This is a genomic window from Amycolatopsis sp. NPDC102522 (assembly GCF_055584485.1).
Genome location: NZ_JBVJLY010000017.1, coordinates 58127 through 72871, shown reverse-complemented (window position 1 = coordinate 72871; position 14745 = coordinate 58127). Strand labels below are relative to the sequence as shown.

At 67.8% G+C, this 14745-nt stretch carries 16 protein-coding genes; 11 read left to right on the top strand and 5 right to left on the bottom strand.

The genetic code is table 11. The features are described 5' to 3' along the window. Positions 1 to 91: 91 nt before the first annotated feature. The 8 genes from ACZ6YV_RS31225 to ACZ6YV_RS31190 all read left to right on the top strand — a co-directional run bounded on the left by ACZ6YV_RS31225 (position 92) and on the right by ACZ6YV_RS31190 (position 8226). Positions 92 to 1063, top strand: coding sequence for a quinone oxidoreductase family protein (locus ACZ6YV_RS31225; RefSeq protein WP_465513018.1), 972 nt, complete (start codon positions 92 to 94; stop codon positions 1061 to 1063). Between the two features lie 160 nt (positions 1064 to 1223). Further along, a complete protein-coding gene (locus ACZ6YV_RS31220) occupies positions 1224 to 1544 on the top strand; it encodes a hypothetical protein (protein ID WP_465513017.1) in 321 nt (106 codons plus the stop codon). Positions 1545 to 1711: 167 nt separating this feature from the next. Further along, on the top strand, positions 1712 to 3139 hold the full coding sequence (locus ACZ6YV_RS31215; protein WP_465513016.1) for an FAD-dependent monooxygenase: 1428 nt from the start codon (positions 1712 to 1714) through the stop codon (positions 3137 to 3139). A 119-nt stretch (positions 3140 to 3258) separates the two neighbouring features. Next, on the top strand, positions 3259 to 3801 hold the full coding sequence (locus tag ACZ6YV_RS31210; RefSeq protein WP_465513015.1) for a YceI family protein: 543 nt from the start codon (positions 3259 to 3261) through the stop codon (positions 3799 to 3801). Positions 3802 to 4227: 426 nt separating this feature from the next. Further along, positions 4228 to 5184, top strand: coding sequence for an ABC transporter ATP-binding protein (locus ACZ6YV_RS31205; RefSeq protein ID WP_465513014.1), 957 nt, complete (start codon positions 4228 to 4230; stop codon positions 5182 to 5184). Between the two features lies 1 nt (position 5185). Then, positions 5186 to 5998 (top strand): ABC transporter permease, encoded by an 813-nt coding sequence (locus ACZ6YV_RS31200; protein WP_465513013.1) that lies wholly within the window; start codon positions 5186 to 5188, stop codon positions 5996 to 5998. Between the two features lie 296 nt (positions 5999 to 6294). After that, complete coding sequence (locus ACZ6YV_RS31195) at positions 6295 to 7062, top strand: dioxygenase family protein (protein WP_465513012.1); 768 nt, start codon at positions 6295 to 6297, stop codon at positions 7060 to 7062. A 204-nt stretch (positions 7063 to 7266) separates the two neighbouring features. After that, positions 7267 to 8226, top strand: a complete 960-nt coding sequence (locus tag ACZ6YV_RS31190) for a DMT family transporter (RefSeq protein WP_465513011.1) — start codon at positions 7267 to 7269, stop codon at positions 8224 to 8226. A gap of 182 nt (positions 8227 to 8408) precedes the next feature. On the opposite strand, the gene ACZ6YV_RS31185 is transcribed toward ACZ6YV_RS31190, so the two are convergent. Next, positions 8409 to 9071, bottom strand: a complete 663-nt coding sequence (locus ACZ6YV_RS31185) for an NAD(P)H-binding protein (protein ID WP_465513010.1) — start codon at positions 9069 to 9071, stop codon at positions 8409 to 8411. Here ACZ6YV_RS31185 and ACZ6YV_RS31180 point away from each other — a divergent pair. After that, positions 9065 to 9655 carry a helix-turn-helix transcriptional regulator gene (locus ACZ6YV_RS31180; RefSeq protein WP_465513009.1) on the top strand — a complete coding sequence of 197 codons (591 nt, stop codon included), beginning with the start codon at positions 9065 to 9067 and terminating at the stop codon, positions 9653 to 9655. The genes ACZ6YV_RS31185 and ACZ6YV_RS31180 overlap by 7 nt on opposite strands. 129 nt (positions 9656 to 9784) lie before the next feature. On the opposite strand, the gene ACZ6YV_RS31175 is transcribed toward ACZ6YV_RS31180, so the two are convergent. Both ACZ6YV_RS31175 and ACZ6YV_RS31170 read right to left on the bottom strand, forming a co-directional pair. Further along, on the bottom strand, positions 9785 to 10423 hold the full coding sequence (locus ACZ6YV_RS31175; protein WP_465513008.1) for a CoA transferase subunit B: 639 nt from the start codon (positions 10421 to 10423) through the stop codon (positions 9785 to 9787). Position 10424: 1 nt separating this feature from the next. After that, the gene (locus tag ACZ6YV_RS31170; protein ID WP_465513111.1) at positions 10425 to 11207 is read right to left on the bottom strand and encodes a CoA transferase subunit A; all 783 of its coding nucleotides are present in this window, start codon (positions 11205 to 11207) and stop codon (positions 10425 to 10427) included. Positions 11208 to 11302: 95 nt separating this feature from the next. Between ACZ6YV_RS31170 and ACZ6YV_RS31165 the strand changes: the two genes are divergently transcribed. Further along, positions 11303 to 12073: an IclR family transcriptional regulator gene (locus ACZ6YV_RS31165; protein WP_465513007.1), complete on the top strand. Its 771-nt coding sequence runs from the start codon at positions 11303 to 11305 to the stop codon at positions 12071 to 12073. A gap of 13 nt (positions 12074 to 12086) precedes the next feature. Here ACZ6YV_RS31165 and ACZ6YV_RS31160 read toward each other — a convergent pair whose 3' ends face one another. After that, positions 12087 to 12668 (bottom strand): dihydrofolate reductase family protein, encoded by a 582-nt coding sequence (locus ACZ6YV_RS31160; RefSeq protein ID WP_465513006.1) that lies wholly within the window; start codon positions 12666 to 12668, stop codon positions 12087 to 12089. A gap of 66 nt (positions 12669 to 12734) precedes the next feature. Next, positions 12735 to 13556 (bottom strand): helix-turn-helix domain-containing protein, encoded by an 822-nt coding sequence (locus ACZ6YV_RS31155; protein WP_465513110.1) that lies wholly within the window; start codon positions 13554 to 13556, stop codon positions 12735 to 12737. Between the two features lie 179 nt (positions 13557 to 13735). On the opposite strand from ACZ6YV_RS31155, the gene ACZ6YV_RS31150 reads away from it, so the two are divergent. Then, positions 13736 to 14506, top strand: a complete 771-nt coding sequence (locus ACZ6YV_RS31150; protein ID WP_465513005.1) for a S1 family peptidase — start codon at positions 13736 to 13738, stop codon at positions 14504 to 14506. The last annotated feature ends 239 nt before the right edge of the window (positions 14507 to 14745 follow it).

Below are 14745 nucleotides of genomic sequence, written 5' to 3'. Positions count from 1 at the left end.
AGTACGAGGTGGTCAAGCAGGAATGCGAGATCACGCTTTCTCAATTCGACGCTGATCTGCGCGGCGTGACAACAGGCAAGAGGAATTTTCGATGCGTGCTGTAGTGGTGGAAGAGTTCGGTGGGCCCGAGGTTTTGAAGGTGCGTGATCGGCCGGATCCGGTCCCGGGTCCGGGTGAACTGCTCGTCGATATCGAGTTCGCCGGTGTCAACTTCATGGACACCGGATCCCGGGTCGGCTACGGCCTGCCCAAAGGGCTTCCGTTCGTTCCCGGGGTGGAGGGCGCCGGCAGGGTCGCGGCGATGGGCGCCGATGTCACCGATTTCGCCGTCGGTGACCGCGTCGCCTGGGTTTACGCCTACGGCAGCTACGCCGAGCAGTTGGTGATCCCGGCCGACCAGGTCGTCCCTGTTCCCGGCGAGGTGCCCAGCGACATCGCCGCCGCGATGATGATGCAGGGGCTCACCGCGCATCATTTCGTGACGGAGGTCGCCCCGCTCGACAAGGGCCAGGTCGCGTTGGTCCACTCCGCTGCCGGCGGGGTCGGCCGGATGGTCACCCAGCTGCTGAAACTGCGCGGTGTGCACGTGATCGGGCTGGTGTCGAAGGAGGAGAAGGTTTCGGTCGCCCTGGCGGCGGGCGCGGACGACGTGCTCGTCTCGACCGGCGGCGCCTTCGTCGAACGGGTCAAGGAACTCACCGGCGGTGGGGGAGTGCACGCGGTCTTCGACGGTGGAGGTGCCGCCACCTTCGATTCCTCCGTCGAGGTGCTGCGCAGGTCGGGCACGCTGGTCTACTACGGCCCGCTGATCGGCGATATCCCCCAGGTGCGGCTGACGGACCTGCCCAAGAGCATCAAGGTCTCCTACGCCGTGTTCGCCGACCACATCCACACGCCCGAACTGCTGCGCGAACACGCCGGCGCCTTGTTCGAGATGCTCGGTGAGGGGAAAGTGAAGGTCGAGATCACGAAGCGCTACTCGCTGAGTGAAGCCGGACAAGCGCATGTGGACATCGAGTCGCGGCGCACTTCCGGGAAGTTGCTGCTGGATCCGAGGCGCTGACCGATTCTGTCGATCGGCTGTCAATGATCGCGCCTGCCTTGAGGAAACGTCGATATCCCGCTATTCACTCCATGAACCGCTGAGCGGGAAAAGAAACCATTCCTTGGTCGACTATTTGGATGTTAGGCTTTGTTGTCGTCCATCGAACGTGGAGTGAATAATGCGATTCGGTAAAACTGTCTTGTCATTCCTGCTGGCTTCGCTCGTCCTTGTGGCGGGTGGTCAATTCTCCGCCGCCGCGGCGAGTGGCGCGATCGAGCTTTACTCCGGCGTCGACTACGCGGGCTCGTCCGTGCAGGTCCCGCCGCAGCCCGGATCCTGCACGGAAGCGCCTTTCGCCGTCCGCTCCGTCACGAATCTCACCAACGCCGACCTTTTTCTCTTCAGGGAGCCCGGCTGCCAGGGTGGCGCGTACGCCGTCACTTCCCTGCATCAGTCCGCGAACACACTGGTGCCCTACCGGTCCTACCTCGTGAAGTAGCCCGGGCACACGACTGGCCTGGCGTGAGTGTGGCCAGGCCAGGTCCGGACGGCCGGGCTGTCAGGGGAGTGCCAGCGCCTTGTGCGGGCGCTGACAGCGGGTGGCGGCAGCCTGCGTGTCGAGGGCGGAGCCGGCACGGCTCCAGCCTGAGACGGAAGGACAAAGGCATGAGCGATCTCGTGGTGCACGACGTTGTCATCGTCGGCGCCGGCCCGGTCGGGCTTTTCCTGGCAATCGAGCTCGAGACAGCAGGGGTGAAGCCGCTCGTGCTGGAGCGGCTCGTGGAGCCCGACCGCGGGATCAAGGCCGCGGCGATCGGCGCGGTGGGGGTCGAGGCGCTGGAGCGACGCGGGTTCGCGCAGGCGCTCGCCGCGGAACAGGTGATGCCGATGGCGAAGCCGGCCCGTGCCGGATCCGGGCCGGTGAGGAAGCCGGGCGGTCATTTCTCCGCTTTGTTCGTGATCGAGCAGGACCTGCAGCGCGACCCGGAGCGCTACGGTCGGATGGTGCCGCAGGAGGCGCTCGAGAGGATCCTGACCGCGCGGGCGGGCGAACTCGGGATCGAGATCCGTCGTGGCGCCACGGTGGAGGATTTCGAGCAGGACGACGACGGCGTGACCGTGCGGACGAGCACGGGTCCTCTGCGCGCGAAATACCTGGTCGGCTGCGATGGTGGCCGGAGCCGCGTCCGCAAGCTCGCCGGATTCGAGTTCCCAGGCACAGAGCCGACCATCACCGGCTACCAAGCTCTCGTCGAGTTCGACGCGCCCCAGAAACTCGCGAAGGGGTGGCAGCGAACGCCACGCGGCCTCATCACGTCGATCCCGGGGCGCGTCTTCACCGCGGAGTTCGACGGTCCGCCACCGGATCGGGACGCGCCGATCACCCAGACCGAGGTCGAAGCGTCGATCCAGCGTGTGAGCGGCACCGACGTCAGGATCCTGTCGATGTCGAAGGCGACGCGCTGGTCCGACAACGCGCGGCAGGCGACGACCTATCGCAAGGGCCGCGTCCTGCTCGCGGGCGACGCCGCGCACGTCCATTCGCCCTTCGGCGGCCAAGGCTTGAACCTCGGCCTCGTCGACGCGGCGAACCTCGGGTGGAAGCTTGCCGCGGCGGTGGAAGGGCGTGACCATCTCCTCGACTCCTACACCGCTGAGCGCCACCCCGTCGGCGCGCGCGTTCTGGAGAACACTCGCGCGCAGGTCGCGCTGATGCGTCCTGACCCGCTCACGAGCGCGCTGCGCACCGTCGTGAGCGACCTGATCACGCTGCCCGAAGGCAATCGCCACATCGGCGAGATGCTTTCGGGCGTTGGGATCCGCCACGATCTCGGCGATGACGATCCTCTCGTCGGCACTCTCGTGAAGGACCAGCTCCTCACGCTCGCCGACGGCACCGAAGTGCGGCTCTACGCGCTGGCGGAGCAGGGTGGCGGCCTGTTCGTCTCGCCTTCGGAACGGTCGCTCCCGCGGACCGTGCGCCACGCGCACACCAAGGAGGGCCCGGCGATGCTTGTCCGTCCCGACGGCTGTGTCGTGTGGACGGACACGTCGACCCAGTCGCTCGACGGGGCGCTCGCCCGCTGGTTCTGAACCGGCTCCGGGGGATCTGGAGTGACGCCGGATGTGGGGTGACCCCGCGCCTCACATTCGGCGGGGCGGTGTCGTCGTAGTGGTGAGACCGCGCACCCGACCCCTTCAGGAGCACCAGCATGACCACCTTCAGCGAACTGACCGGTGACTACCGGCTGGACGTTGCCCGGACGACGCTCGGCTTCGTCGCGCGGCACACCATGTCCAGCCGGGTGACCGGTCACTTCGGCGAGTTCGAAGGCGGTGTCCACCTCGACGGCGGCGAACCGTCGAGGTCCAGCGTCCGGTTCACCGTGCAGGCCGCGAGTATCGACACCGGGAATGCGCGGCGCGACGAACAGCTGCGCGGGGCGTTCCTCGACGCGGCGGGCCATCCGGCGATCACCTTCGCGTCCACCGGGATCCGGCACCTCGGCGGCACCCGGTTCGAGGTCGCCGGAGACCTGACCGTCAGGGGCGTCACCAATCCTGTTGGCGGCGTCGTCGTCGAACTGGTCCACACCGGAGTGCCCCGGGTGGCTTTCGCGGGCAGCGTCACGATCGATCGCCATCAGTGGGGAGTGAACCAGAACTTCGCGACCAGGCTCATGGTCAGCTCAAAGGTGACCCTGCGGTTCACCGTCGAAGTGGCGACCGGCCGCAGCGTGCCCGGGCGGCTGTGACGTGTGTGGCGCCAACGAACCCAGGTGCCGACGCGAATGGGTCGTGAGTGGTAAGTGTCTTTAGAACGACACTTACCACTCACGACCAACGGGACCGACCGCAATTCCCGCCCTTGCACTTCGCCGCCGCCCCCTTGCAACTCAGTTCGGACAGCCGGGCGCACCTCGACCTCCAGGGGAAAGCGATCCGGGCGCGAACACCCGACCGCGAAGATGAATCGCCTGCTCAGAAGCCGTCGCTCGCCTTTCGCTCGTCTCGGTGACGCTCGTCCAGGGTATCCCGGTTGTGGATCGGCCCGCGCGGCCGGAAGATCGCCACACCGCAACTTTGGTTGCGGAGACAAACGACGTTGTGCGCTAGCCGATCAACCGTCCCGAACGGTTCGCTGGATACCGGCAGCACGAACCGAGGGCCGGAGCGAACGCGTGATCACAGCACGAGAGCTGACGAAGAAGTACGGAACCACAACGGCCGTCCATTCCCTGTCGTTCGACATCAAACCCGGTGTGGTGACCGGTTTCCTGGGGCCGAACGGGGCGGGCAAGTCGACCACCATGCGGATGATCCTCGGCCTGGACGCGCCCACCGGCGGCTCGGTCACGGTCAACGGCAAGGCCTACCGTGACCTGCCCGCACCGATGCGGGAGGTCGGCGCGCTGCTCGACGCCAAGGCCGTGCACGGCTCCCGCACCGCGTACAACCACCTGCGATGGGTGGCGCAGGCGGGCGGTCTCCCTCGCAAACGAGTGGACGAAGTGCTCGACACCGTCGGCCTCACCGAAGTCGCGGGCAAGAAGGTCGGCACCTTTTCGCTGGGCATGTATCAGCGGCTCGGCATCGCGACGGCCCTGCTCGGCGATCCTCCGACGCTGTTGTTCGACGAACCGGTCAACGGACTCGACCCCGAGGGCATCTACTGGATCAGGACCCTGATGCAGGACCTCGCCGCCGAGGGACGCACGGTCTTCGTGTCGAGCCACCTGATGAACGAGATGGAAGAGACCGCCGCTCACGTCATCGTGATCGGCCGGGGCGAACTCATCGCCGACCTGCCGATCACCGACCTGACCGAGGGCAGCGCGCGCAGCCACGTCCACGTGGTCTCACCACACCTCACCGAGCTCGCCGAGGCACTCGAACGGGCGGGAGGCACCGTGACGAAGCTGGACGACGGCTCGCTCGACGTCACCGGCCTGGACGCGCCGCGGATCGGTGACGTCGCCCTGGAACGCGGGCTCGGACTGCACGAACTCACCCCGGTCCGCGCCAGTCTCGAAGCCGCGTTCATGGATCTGACCAAGAACAGCGTGCAGTACCGCTCCGCGAGCGAGCACAAGCTCGCCGAGACGGTGCGCGCACTCGCCACGGAAGGCGGCGAATAACGTGTCCACCGCACTGGCCTCACCCGGCATCACGAACACGCTCGCCGCGGAATGGACCAAGCTCAGGTCGGTTCGCTCGACCTGGACCGTCGTCATCGCGGCCGCGGTGGTCAGCGTCGGCTTCTCCGCCTTGTTCAGCATGCTGACCCAAGCGGACTACCAGCACCTGCCCGCCGAGCAGCGGGTGGACTTCGACGCGGCGGGCACCAGCATGGTCGGGATGAACCTCGGCCTGATCCTGGTGTCCGTACTCGGGGTCCTGGCGGTATCGGGCGAGTACTCGACCGGAATGATGCGCCTCACCCTGGCCATCACTCCGCATCGCGGTCGAGTCCTGCTCGCCAAGGCCGTCGTCGTGGGGCTGCTGACCTTCGTGCTCGGCACCCTGTTCGCGGCGGCGGCGTTCTACTCCGGCCAGCTGATCCTCGGGATCGACCCGGCCATCCCCACGCTGGGTTTCGACGGCCCGGGCGTGGTGCGCAGCGTGCTGGGCTGGGGCGCGGAGATGGCGGCGTTCGCGTTGCTGGCGCTGTCGTTCGGCGTGATCATGCGCAGCGCGGCCGGTGCCATCGCCACCGCGATCGGCTTCATCTTCGCCCCGGCCATCCTTGGAGCGCTGCTGCCGACCTGGGTGCAGCGCGACATCCTGGCCTACTTCCCGGCGTCGGCTGCCGAGCAGCTCAGCACCGCACAGCTCAAAACCGACGCGGTGACCTACCTCGGCCCGCTCACCGGCGGTGGCGTACTGCTCACCTGGGTCGCGATCGCCTTGGTGGTGGCGCACTCCCTGATGGGCAAACGCGACTCCGGCTGAAAACTGCTCGGCGGTCAGCGGTCCAGTGGATTCGTTGTCCGGCGGTGAGTGGAAATAGGCGCTGTGGTGGTACTTTCTTAAGTCGGGCTTCGAAAGTCGTAGGCGAAATGCCGTATCGGAGTTCGAGAATTTGGTCCATCAAACGATGCTGCTCGCTTCGAAGTATGATGCGCGAGAGTGAACTGTCTCGACAGTGGACGAGTTCCGGCGGAAAATCTGATGCGCGCGACACCTTGTAAGCAAAATCCATGTCGCGTTCAGTTCCCTGCTCCCATCATTTGGCGAAAAGGAACCCTATGCATGACGATGATGAGCCGGTAGGTCGGGTACTTGGTAGGCGGCAGGCGTTGATTCTCCTCGGCGCCGCTGGTGCGACACTCACCGCCGCCGGATCCGCTACGGCGAGTGCCACCACCCCCACCGCAGGCACACCCGAGGTCTGCGCGCTGGATTGCGTGGTCAAACCAGAGCAAATGGAGGGCCCGTACTTCGTCGATGAGCGGCTCAACCGCTCCGATATCCGCAGTGAACCGGCCACCGGACAACTGGTTCCCGGCACCGCGCTCGCAATCAATTTCACCGTCCAGAAGATTCGCCAGCAGGTGTGCACCCCGCTGCCGTCGGCGATGATCGACCTCTGGCAGTGCGACGCGTACGGGCTGTACTCCGACATTCCATCTCAGGGAAGTTCCGGCCGTCGATTCCTGCGCGGTTACCAGAACACCGACCAATCGGGCGTGGCTCGGTTCACCACCATTCTGCCGGGCTGGTACACGGGCCGCACGCTGCATATCCATGTCAAGATACGCACCGTCGGAACCAACGGCCGGCCGTACGAGTTCACCTCGCAGCTTTACTTCACGCCCGAGTTCGGCGCGGCCTATCTGCGGACCGATCCGTACCGGCGGAAAGGCCCGGCCGACACGACCAACAGCCGGGACTCGATCTACCGCAGCGGCGGAGCCCAAATGCTGCTGCGCCCGACACAAGCCGGTACTGGCTACACGGCGGACTTCGCAATCGGTCTCGACCTGTCGAACACCCAAGTCGGCCGTCCCGACTAGCGAATGTGAAATATCGAGCGTCCGGTCGTGATGCTGTTCGGGCAGGCCCAACCAGCGTTCAACGGCTATGCGACTGAAAGGTCGCAGCGGGCAGGTCGTCCGCCGCGTCAGCCTGTGGCTGCGCGGCGGACGAGCCTCGGCGGGGGAGGAAGCTCAGGGCGACTACGTGGCGACCGCGCCTGAGCCGTTTGACATGCTGCCGGTGTGGCGCCACCCGAAACCCAGCTCGCTCAACCGTCCACTGGCCGCGGGAGAGGGCTGGCTCTGGTGTGTCTGGCCGGCGTGCTCTGGGGGACGATCGGTCCGGCCATCCCGGTCATCCACGCCGCGTCGGGACTTTCGCCGCTGACGATCGGCGGGTACCGCGCCTTCGTCGCCGTTGTCGTCCTGGTGATCGCAGCCGCCGTGATGCGACGATCGCGTGACTGCGTGCGGCTCGGCAGGCGGCATTGGCGGCGCGTGGCCGCGGTCGGGGTTTCGACGGCGACCTTCCAGCTGTTCTTCTTTGTGGCCGTCCTGTGGACCGGGGTGAGCATCACCACCGTGGTGTGTCTCGGGTTCGCGCCGGTGCTGCTGCTGATCACCGGAAGTGCCCGCCTGCGCCGCGCGCCGTCGGCCGGTCAGACCGTCACGGTCACGGTCGCCGTCCTCGGGCTCCTGCTGGTGAGCGTCGTCGGCAGCCCGGGCGACGACGCACCGCACGCGGTGCTGGGTGTGCTGGCGGCTCTCGTATCTGGAGCCGCCTACGCCTTTTCGGCCGAAGCCGCCGCGCCGTTGACGCAGCGGCTCGACACGCTGACCATGACCACGCTGACCACGAGTGTCGCCGCGATGGTGCTCGTCCCCGTCGGGCTGGCCGTGCCTTGGGCAAGCGGTGACGGGCTCTGGACCACCGACGCGGGGTCGTGGGCGCTGATCGGCTACCTCGGAGCCGTGACGATGGCCCTCGCCTACGCACTGCTGTTCACCGGCCTGCGGACCACGCCCAGTGGTGCGGCGGTGGTGGCGACACTGCTCGAGCCGGTCACGGCTGTCGTGATCGCAGTCGTCTTCCTGGGGGAGCGGCTGACGGTGGCCGGTGTCGTGGGTGTCGTGGGTGTCGTGCTGATCATGGCCGCGATCGGCAGGCTGGGAGGCAACACGAAGGAACCGGCGCCGCAGTGACCTACCGGCGGGGGGACAGCTGGAAGAACCGGCTGCCAGGAACGTTCCTGGCAGCCGGTCCGGGGTGGGCGGTGGCGTGATCTGCCTGAGCGGTATGGGCCGTGGAAGACCGCGCATGAGCGGTTCGAGGTGGCGGGGACCGGAAACAGAGCGTCAAGCGCCCGCGCCAGTCCCCGGTCCTGCTAGTTCAGAAAGTCGCCGCGGTAGTCCTTGGCCCACTGGGCATAGGTGCGGCCCGGTCGGCCGGTGATCCTTTCGATGGTGTCGGTGATCGGTGCCGGGCGGTCGAGGTGACGGGCCCAGTCGTCGAGCAGGACGTCGGCGGGCGCGTACGGGCCCATGGCCGTTCGGGCTTGCTCCACAGGCAGTTCCTCGTACCGGAGCGGTCGGTCGAGCGCTTCGGCCAGGAGCGCGATCTGCTCCGCGTGGGTCAGGGATTGCGGGCCGGTGACCGGGTAGGTCCGGCCGGCGTGGGCGTCGTCGGTGAGGGCCGCCACGGCGATGCCCGCGAAATCGGCGGGGTGGATCGGTGCGACGGCGGCCTGGGCGTACGGGCCTCGGACGACGTCGCCTGTCCGCACCTGCCCCGGCACGTCGAACGCCCACTGGATGGGGTTGGCGGCGGACGGTTCCAGGCGCAGCATCGTCCACTCCAGACCGGAGTCGCGGAGCTGCTGCTCGATGTCGTGATGGAAGGCGGCGACGGAGTGAGGCTGCTCGGCCGCGGTGTCGTCCACCGAGCCCGAGGACTGGAAGACGATGCGCCGCACGCCGGCTTCCTTCGCGGCGGCCAGGAACGCCGGTGCGAAGCCAGGTACGACGGCCAGCAGGAACACCGTTGACACTGGTCGAGCGGCGCACCGAACAGCTCCAGGACCTGGCGACGCGGGTGACCGCTGACCGCCCGGTGCAGGCGGCGCACCTGGCCGCGTTCCACGCCGAGATCGCGCAGAACGATTCGCGGCTGTGGGCCGCCGCGGTGGCGGCGTGGCGTGGCCGGTCCCAGCCTTACGAACTCGCCCAGGCGCTGTTCGGCATGGCCGAGTCGGCGCTGTCAGCGGGCGACCGCGCCGCCGCGCAGGACCCGTTGCGGGAAGCCGCGTCCCTCGCCGACGACCTCGGCGCCGGGCACCTCCGCCGCGAGATCGACCTGCTCGCGGTCCGCGGCCGCGTCGATCTCGCCTCGCCCGAACCCCCACCCACACCACCGCCCGCGGATCCGTTCGGCCTGACCGCCCGGGAGCTGGACGTGCTGCGTCTGCTGGCCGATGGGCTGACCAATAGCCAGATCGCCGCGTCACTGTTCATCTCCGCCAGCACAGCGGGTGTACACGTCTCCCGGATCCTGGCCAAACTCGGTGCCGGCCGCCGCACGGAGGCGGCCGCCATCGCCCACCGTGCCGGCCTGCTCCGCCGGCTTGACGAGTGAGATGATCGCGGGCCTGCGGGCTCGCGGATGGTGTCGCCGTATCCGGTGAAGATCCCGGGCGGCAGGGCATCCCGCCGGATCAGTGCGACTGCCGTGCTGCCGAGGTGGTTCAGCCTGCGGACAGGAGCCCTAGCCGACCTTGACGCGAAGGCGCGGTTCGGTCTTCTCCTGGACCTCGTCGGCCGTGACGCCCGGCGCGAGTTCCACGAGGTCGAGCCCGTCGGGGGTGATGTCGATGACGCACAGGTCGGTGATGATCCGCTGGACGACGCCGCGGCCGGTGTAGGGCAGTGAGCATTCCTTGACGACCTTGTGGCCGCCGTCCTTGGCGACGTGCTCCATCAGCACGATGACCTTCTTCGCGCCGTGGACCAGGTCCATCGCGCCGCCCATGCCCTTGACCATCTTGCCGGGGATCATCCAGTTCGCGATGTCACCGGACGCGGAGACCTGCATCGCGCCGAGGATCGCGGCGTCGATCTTGCCGCCGCGGATCATGCCGAAGGACAGCGCCGAATCGAAGAACGACGCGCCCTTGCGGACGGTGACGGTCTCCTTGCCGGCGTTGATCAGGTCCGGATCCAGTTCGTCCTCGGTCGGGTAGGGGCCGACACCGAGGATGCCGTTTTCCGACTGCAGAACGAGTTCGACGTCGTCCGGCACGAAGTTCGGCACCAGGGTGGGCAGGCCGATGCCGAGGTTGACGTAGTCGCCGTCGCGCAGTTCGGCGGCGGCCCTGGCGGCCATCTGGTTGCGATCCCACGCCATGTCAGCTCTCCTCCGTGCCCGCGACCCGCACGGTTCGCTTCTCGATCGGCTTGTCCGCGGCCTGTTCGGGCGTCAGCGGCACCACGCGGTGCACGAACACGCCGGGCAGGTGGACGGAATTCGGGTCCAGGTCGCCGGGCTCGACCAGTTCCTCGACCTCGGCGACGGTGATCCGCCCGGCCATCGCGGCGAGCGGGTTGAAGTTGCGGGCGGTGTCCCTGAAGACGAGGTTCCCGTGCCGGTCGCCCTTCCACGCGCGCACGAGCCCGAAGTCGGCGATGATCGCGTGTTCGAGGACGGATTCCTTGCCGTCGAAGCTCTGCTTCTGCTTGGGAGGGCTGGACTTCTCCACGTTCCCGGCGGCGTCGTACTTCCACGGCAGGCCACCGTCGGCGACCTGCGTGCCCGCACCCGTGACGGTGAAGAACGCGGGAATCCCGGAACCGCCGGCGCGCAGCCGTTCGGCGAGGGTGCCCTGCGGCGTCAGCTCGACTTCCAGTTCGCCGCCGAGATACTGGCGGGCGAACTCCCTGTTCTCCCCGACATAGGAGGAGACCACGCGGCGGAGGCGACCCGCGCCGAGCAGGACACCGAGGCCCCAGCCGTCCACCCCGGCGTTGTTCGACACCACCTCGAGGTCCGAGGTCCCGGCGTCGTACAGCGCGCCGATCAGCACCGCGGGTACCCCGCACATCCCGAAACCGCCGACCGCGAGCCTGGCGCCGTCTGGGATGTCGGCGATGGCATCCGCGGCTGACCCGATCACTTTGTCCACACCGGTCATGACACCGTGCACCGCGCACATGGTCAATGAGTGAACGCGTTCTACCTGCGGATTGTTCATCTGACGAGCACGGTGGATGGAGTAGTGTTCACTGAGTGGACGCCCCTGGAGATCTTGTCGGCCGAATTCACCATGCGCTGCGCGCGGTCGCGGTGAACGAGCCGGACGGTGCGACGACGACGGCGGTGGCGCGGGAAGCGGGCTTGCCGCGGCCGACCGTGCATCGGCTGCTGACCTCATTGCAGGGAGTGGGCCTGGTGGACCGGATGCCGGACACCGATCACTGGGTGCTGGGCCCCGAGTTGTACTTCCTCGGCGCGTCCGCGTCGCGGCGGTACGACGTGACGGAGGCCGCCCTGCCGGCGGTCCGGCGGCTCGCGCTCGCCACGGGGGAGAGCGCGTTCTTCTCCGCGCGGCGCGGGGAGGAGACGATCTGCCTGATCCGCGAGGACGGCGCCTTCCCGATCCGCAGCCACGTCCTGTACGAAGGGGCCCGCTTCCCGCTCGGGGTCGTGTCCGCGGGCATGGTGATCCTCGCGCACCTGCCCCAACGAGAGGTCGACGACTACCTCGGCGCGGTCGATCTGAGCGCGGAACACGGTGCGCAGCACGACGTCCGCGCGATCCGCGCGCATATCGCGATCACCCGGACGAACGGCTACGCGGTGAATCCCGGGCTTGTCGTGGAGGGCAGCTGGGGGCTCGCCGCCGCCGTCTTCGACCGTGCCGGGTCGCCGCGCTGGGCGCTCTCCCTGACCGGCGTCGAGCATCGGTTCGGCCCCGATCGCCGTCCGCAGCTGGGCGCCCTGCTGTTGCAGGAGGCCCACGCGCTTTCCGAAAGGCTGGCGCGCGGGACAGCTCACTGAGCCGTCGCGGTGGTCAGCGGCGCACCTGATAGCGCAGGTGAAGCACTCGGTTCCCTTGAATCACCACGTCAGGATCCTCCAACAGATGCTGCGCGTGGACCGACCCGAAGTAGCGCTTGCCGGACCCGAACACGACGGGCACGACGTCCATGCGCACCTCGTCGACCAAGCCCGCGGCGAGCACCTGGCCACCGACGTCGCCGGCGGCGACCTCGACCATGCGATCACCCGCGAGCTCCTGCGCCTTGGCCACGGCTGCCTCGACGCCGCCGACGAAGTGAAACGGCGCCTCGGGATTCCAGCCCTCGGGCGTCGGCCGGTGCGTCACGACGACCACGTGGTCGATCCCGCCCGGAGGCTTCCCGTCCCAGCCGTCCGTCAGGTCGAAGACGTGGCGGCCGCAGATGGTCACCCCGATCCGGTCCCAGTACGGCCGGGTGTAGTCGTAGGACGTCTGCGACACCTTCAGCACGCCGCTCTCGTCCAACGGGACGTCACCGCTGGACAACCAGTCGAACAGCGGTCCGGGCTGGTCGTTCTCGTCCGCGACGAAACCGTCCACCGACACCGAGCTGTACATGACCACCTTGCCCACGGGGCTCTCCTCTGCTTCGGAATGCCGCCAAATTAGCGTGTCGTGAACTGTCGCTCTTGTAAGAAATCAATCGGCGGGCAGGGGCCAGCCGTCCAGTGTGTGGCCGGGATGTTCACGCAGGAACCGCCGCCGGACTTCGAGGTACCGGGTCGGCGTGAGCCCGGTGAACGCCCGGAACTCGTGGCCGAAGTGGGCCTGGTCGAAGTAGCCGGCGGCAGTGGCGAGGTCGCCCCAGTCGATCGGTCCGGCGGGGTCGATCGCGAACACGGTGGCGGTGAAGCGGTGGGTGCGGGCCAGCCGCTTCGGTGTGACGCCGATGAGCTCCTTGAACCGCTGTGCGAGATGAGTGCTGCTGACACCGGCCGCCATGCTCAGGCCGCCGATCGCCGTCGCCCCGCTGGTCGCCGCGATGACGCTGCTCGTATGGCGGACCAGCCCCAGGCCGGCGGTCTCGCTCAGCCGTCGCATCAGCTCCTCTTCGAGCAGCGTCAGCATCTCGTGCGGTCCGTCCGCCGTGGCCAGCCGGTCTCGCAACTCGGCGATGGCGGGCCGTCCCCAAACCTGCTCCAGCGTCACCGGCCGGTCGCGCAGTTCGGTCGCGGGCATCGACAGGAACGGCGCCAGCCCCCACGGCTTGGCGTGCACACCGACGGACCGGGTCCGGAGCGGGTAGCCGAACTCCAACGCGCGGGTGCTCATGGTGACCACGCAGCCGTCGGCGTACTCGGCCGTCTCGAGGTCGGTGCCGGCGCGGATGCGGAACGGCGCACCGAGATTGACGATGAGCAACGCCGACGGTGACGGCGGCAGCGTCAGCCGGGCGTACGGCGGCGCACCGTCCAGGTAATAGAGGTCGTCGATCAGCCCGTCCAGCGGCGGTCGCGGCACTCGGGACACGTACTCCACGCTCACAGCATCGTCGACGCCGATCCCATCGGGTGGCGCGGTATCACGCTGGGTCGGCCATGTGGCCGATGCTGCCGGGCCGATGAGCCGATCCAGCGGTGATCATCACCCCATAGCGTGACGACTGTCAGTAATTCGTCGTCTACGGGGAGATCACGATAATGCTTCGCAAAACAGGGGTACTGGTGGTCGGATTGGCCGCGGTGGGAGCGGCGCTGGTTCCGGGAGTCGCCGCGGCGGCTGACGGGCCGACGCCGTACGTCATCGGCGGGCACGACGCCACCGAGGACTACTCGTTCATGGTGTCGCTGCAGCAGGACGGCAGGCACTTCTGCGGTGGCTCGCTGATCAGCGAGAACTGGGTGGTGACCGCGGCGCACTGCGTACAGGGAGCGCGGCCGGAGCAGGTCAAGACCAGGATCGGGGCGCGGCAGCACAACAGCGGGGGCACCGAAGCCGGTGTCAGCCGGATCATCGTGCATCCGGACTTCGCCGGGGAGAAGCCCTCTGGCGGGGACATCGCGCTGCTGCGGTTGGACAAACCGGTGACCGAGAAGCCGATCAAGATCGCCGAGGCCTTGGGCGAAGCGGGAACGGCGACCCGGATCCTCGGCTGGGGTGAGCACTGCGCCGAGCAGAACTGCGGGGCGCCGGAGATCCTCCAGGAGCTGGACACCAAGGTCAGGCCGGCGGAGGAATGTCGCGATCTGGCCACGGGCAAGGAGATCTGCACCGGCTCCGACACGCCGAACGCGATGGGCTGCTATGGCGACTCGGGCGGGCCGCAGATCAAGGGCAGGCCGGGCGAGTGGGAACTGGTCGGTGCCACCAGCCGTGATGGTGACACGGACCCGAAGTGCGCCAGCGGTCTGGGCATCTGGACCGATGTGACGGTGTACCGGGACTGGATCGCCGAGCAGCAAGCGAGCTAGTCGAGCCGAAGATCGAACTTGGCATGAGGTCGGGACGTGCCGTGAAAGCCACTTTCGACACCGCGGAAGTGGCTTTCGCGGCACATTCGGCCCAGGTGCGGCCAAGGTGTCGCGGCGGCAGGAATTCTGAATCGATTGCGGAGAATTCGCCCGCCGACCGTTTGTGAACGTATTTCTCGGCATGGTGTCGGTTAATATCCGACACCATTACTGAATGTAATCGTTCGAGTGTCGATGGT

Coding starts and splice junctions, on each gene's coding strand:
- ACZ6YV_RS31220 (WP_465513017.1), top strand. CDS start 1,224: ATGCGATTCGGTAAAACTGTCTTGTCATTCCTGCTGGCTTCGCTCGTC.
- ACZ6YV_RS31150 (WP_465513005.1), top strand. CDS start 13,736: ATGCTTCGCAAAACAGGGGTACTGGTGGTCGGATTGGCCGCGGTGGGA.
- ACZ6YV_RS31210 (WP_465513015.1), top strand. CDS start 3,259: ATGACCACCTTCAGCGAACTGACCGGTGACTACCGGCTGGACGTTGCC.
- ACZ6YV_RS31170 (WP_465513111.1), bottom strand. CDS start 11,207: ATGACCGGTGTGGACAAAGTGATCGGGTCAGCCGCGGATGCCATCGCC.
- ACZ6YV_RS31195 (WP_465513012.1), top strand. CDS start 6,295: ATGCATGACGATGATGAGCCGGTAGGTCGGGTACTTGGTAGGCGGCAG.
- ACZ6YV_RS31225 (WP_465513018.1), top strand. CDS start 92: ATGCGTGCTGTAGTGGTGGAAGAGTTCGGTGGGCCCGAGGTTTTGAAG.
- ACZ6YV_RS31175 (WP_465513008.1), bottom strand. CDS start 10,423: ATGGCGTGGGATCGCAACCAGATGGCCGCCAGGGCCGCCGCCGAACTG.
- ACZ6YV_RS31215 (WP_465513016.1), top strand. CDS start 1,712: ATGAGCGATCTCGTGGTGCACGACGTTGTCATCGTCGGCGCCGGCCCG.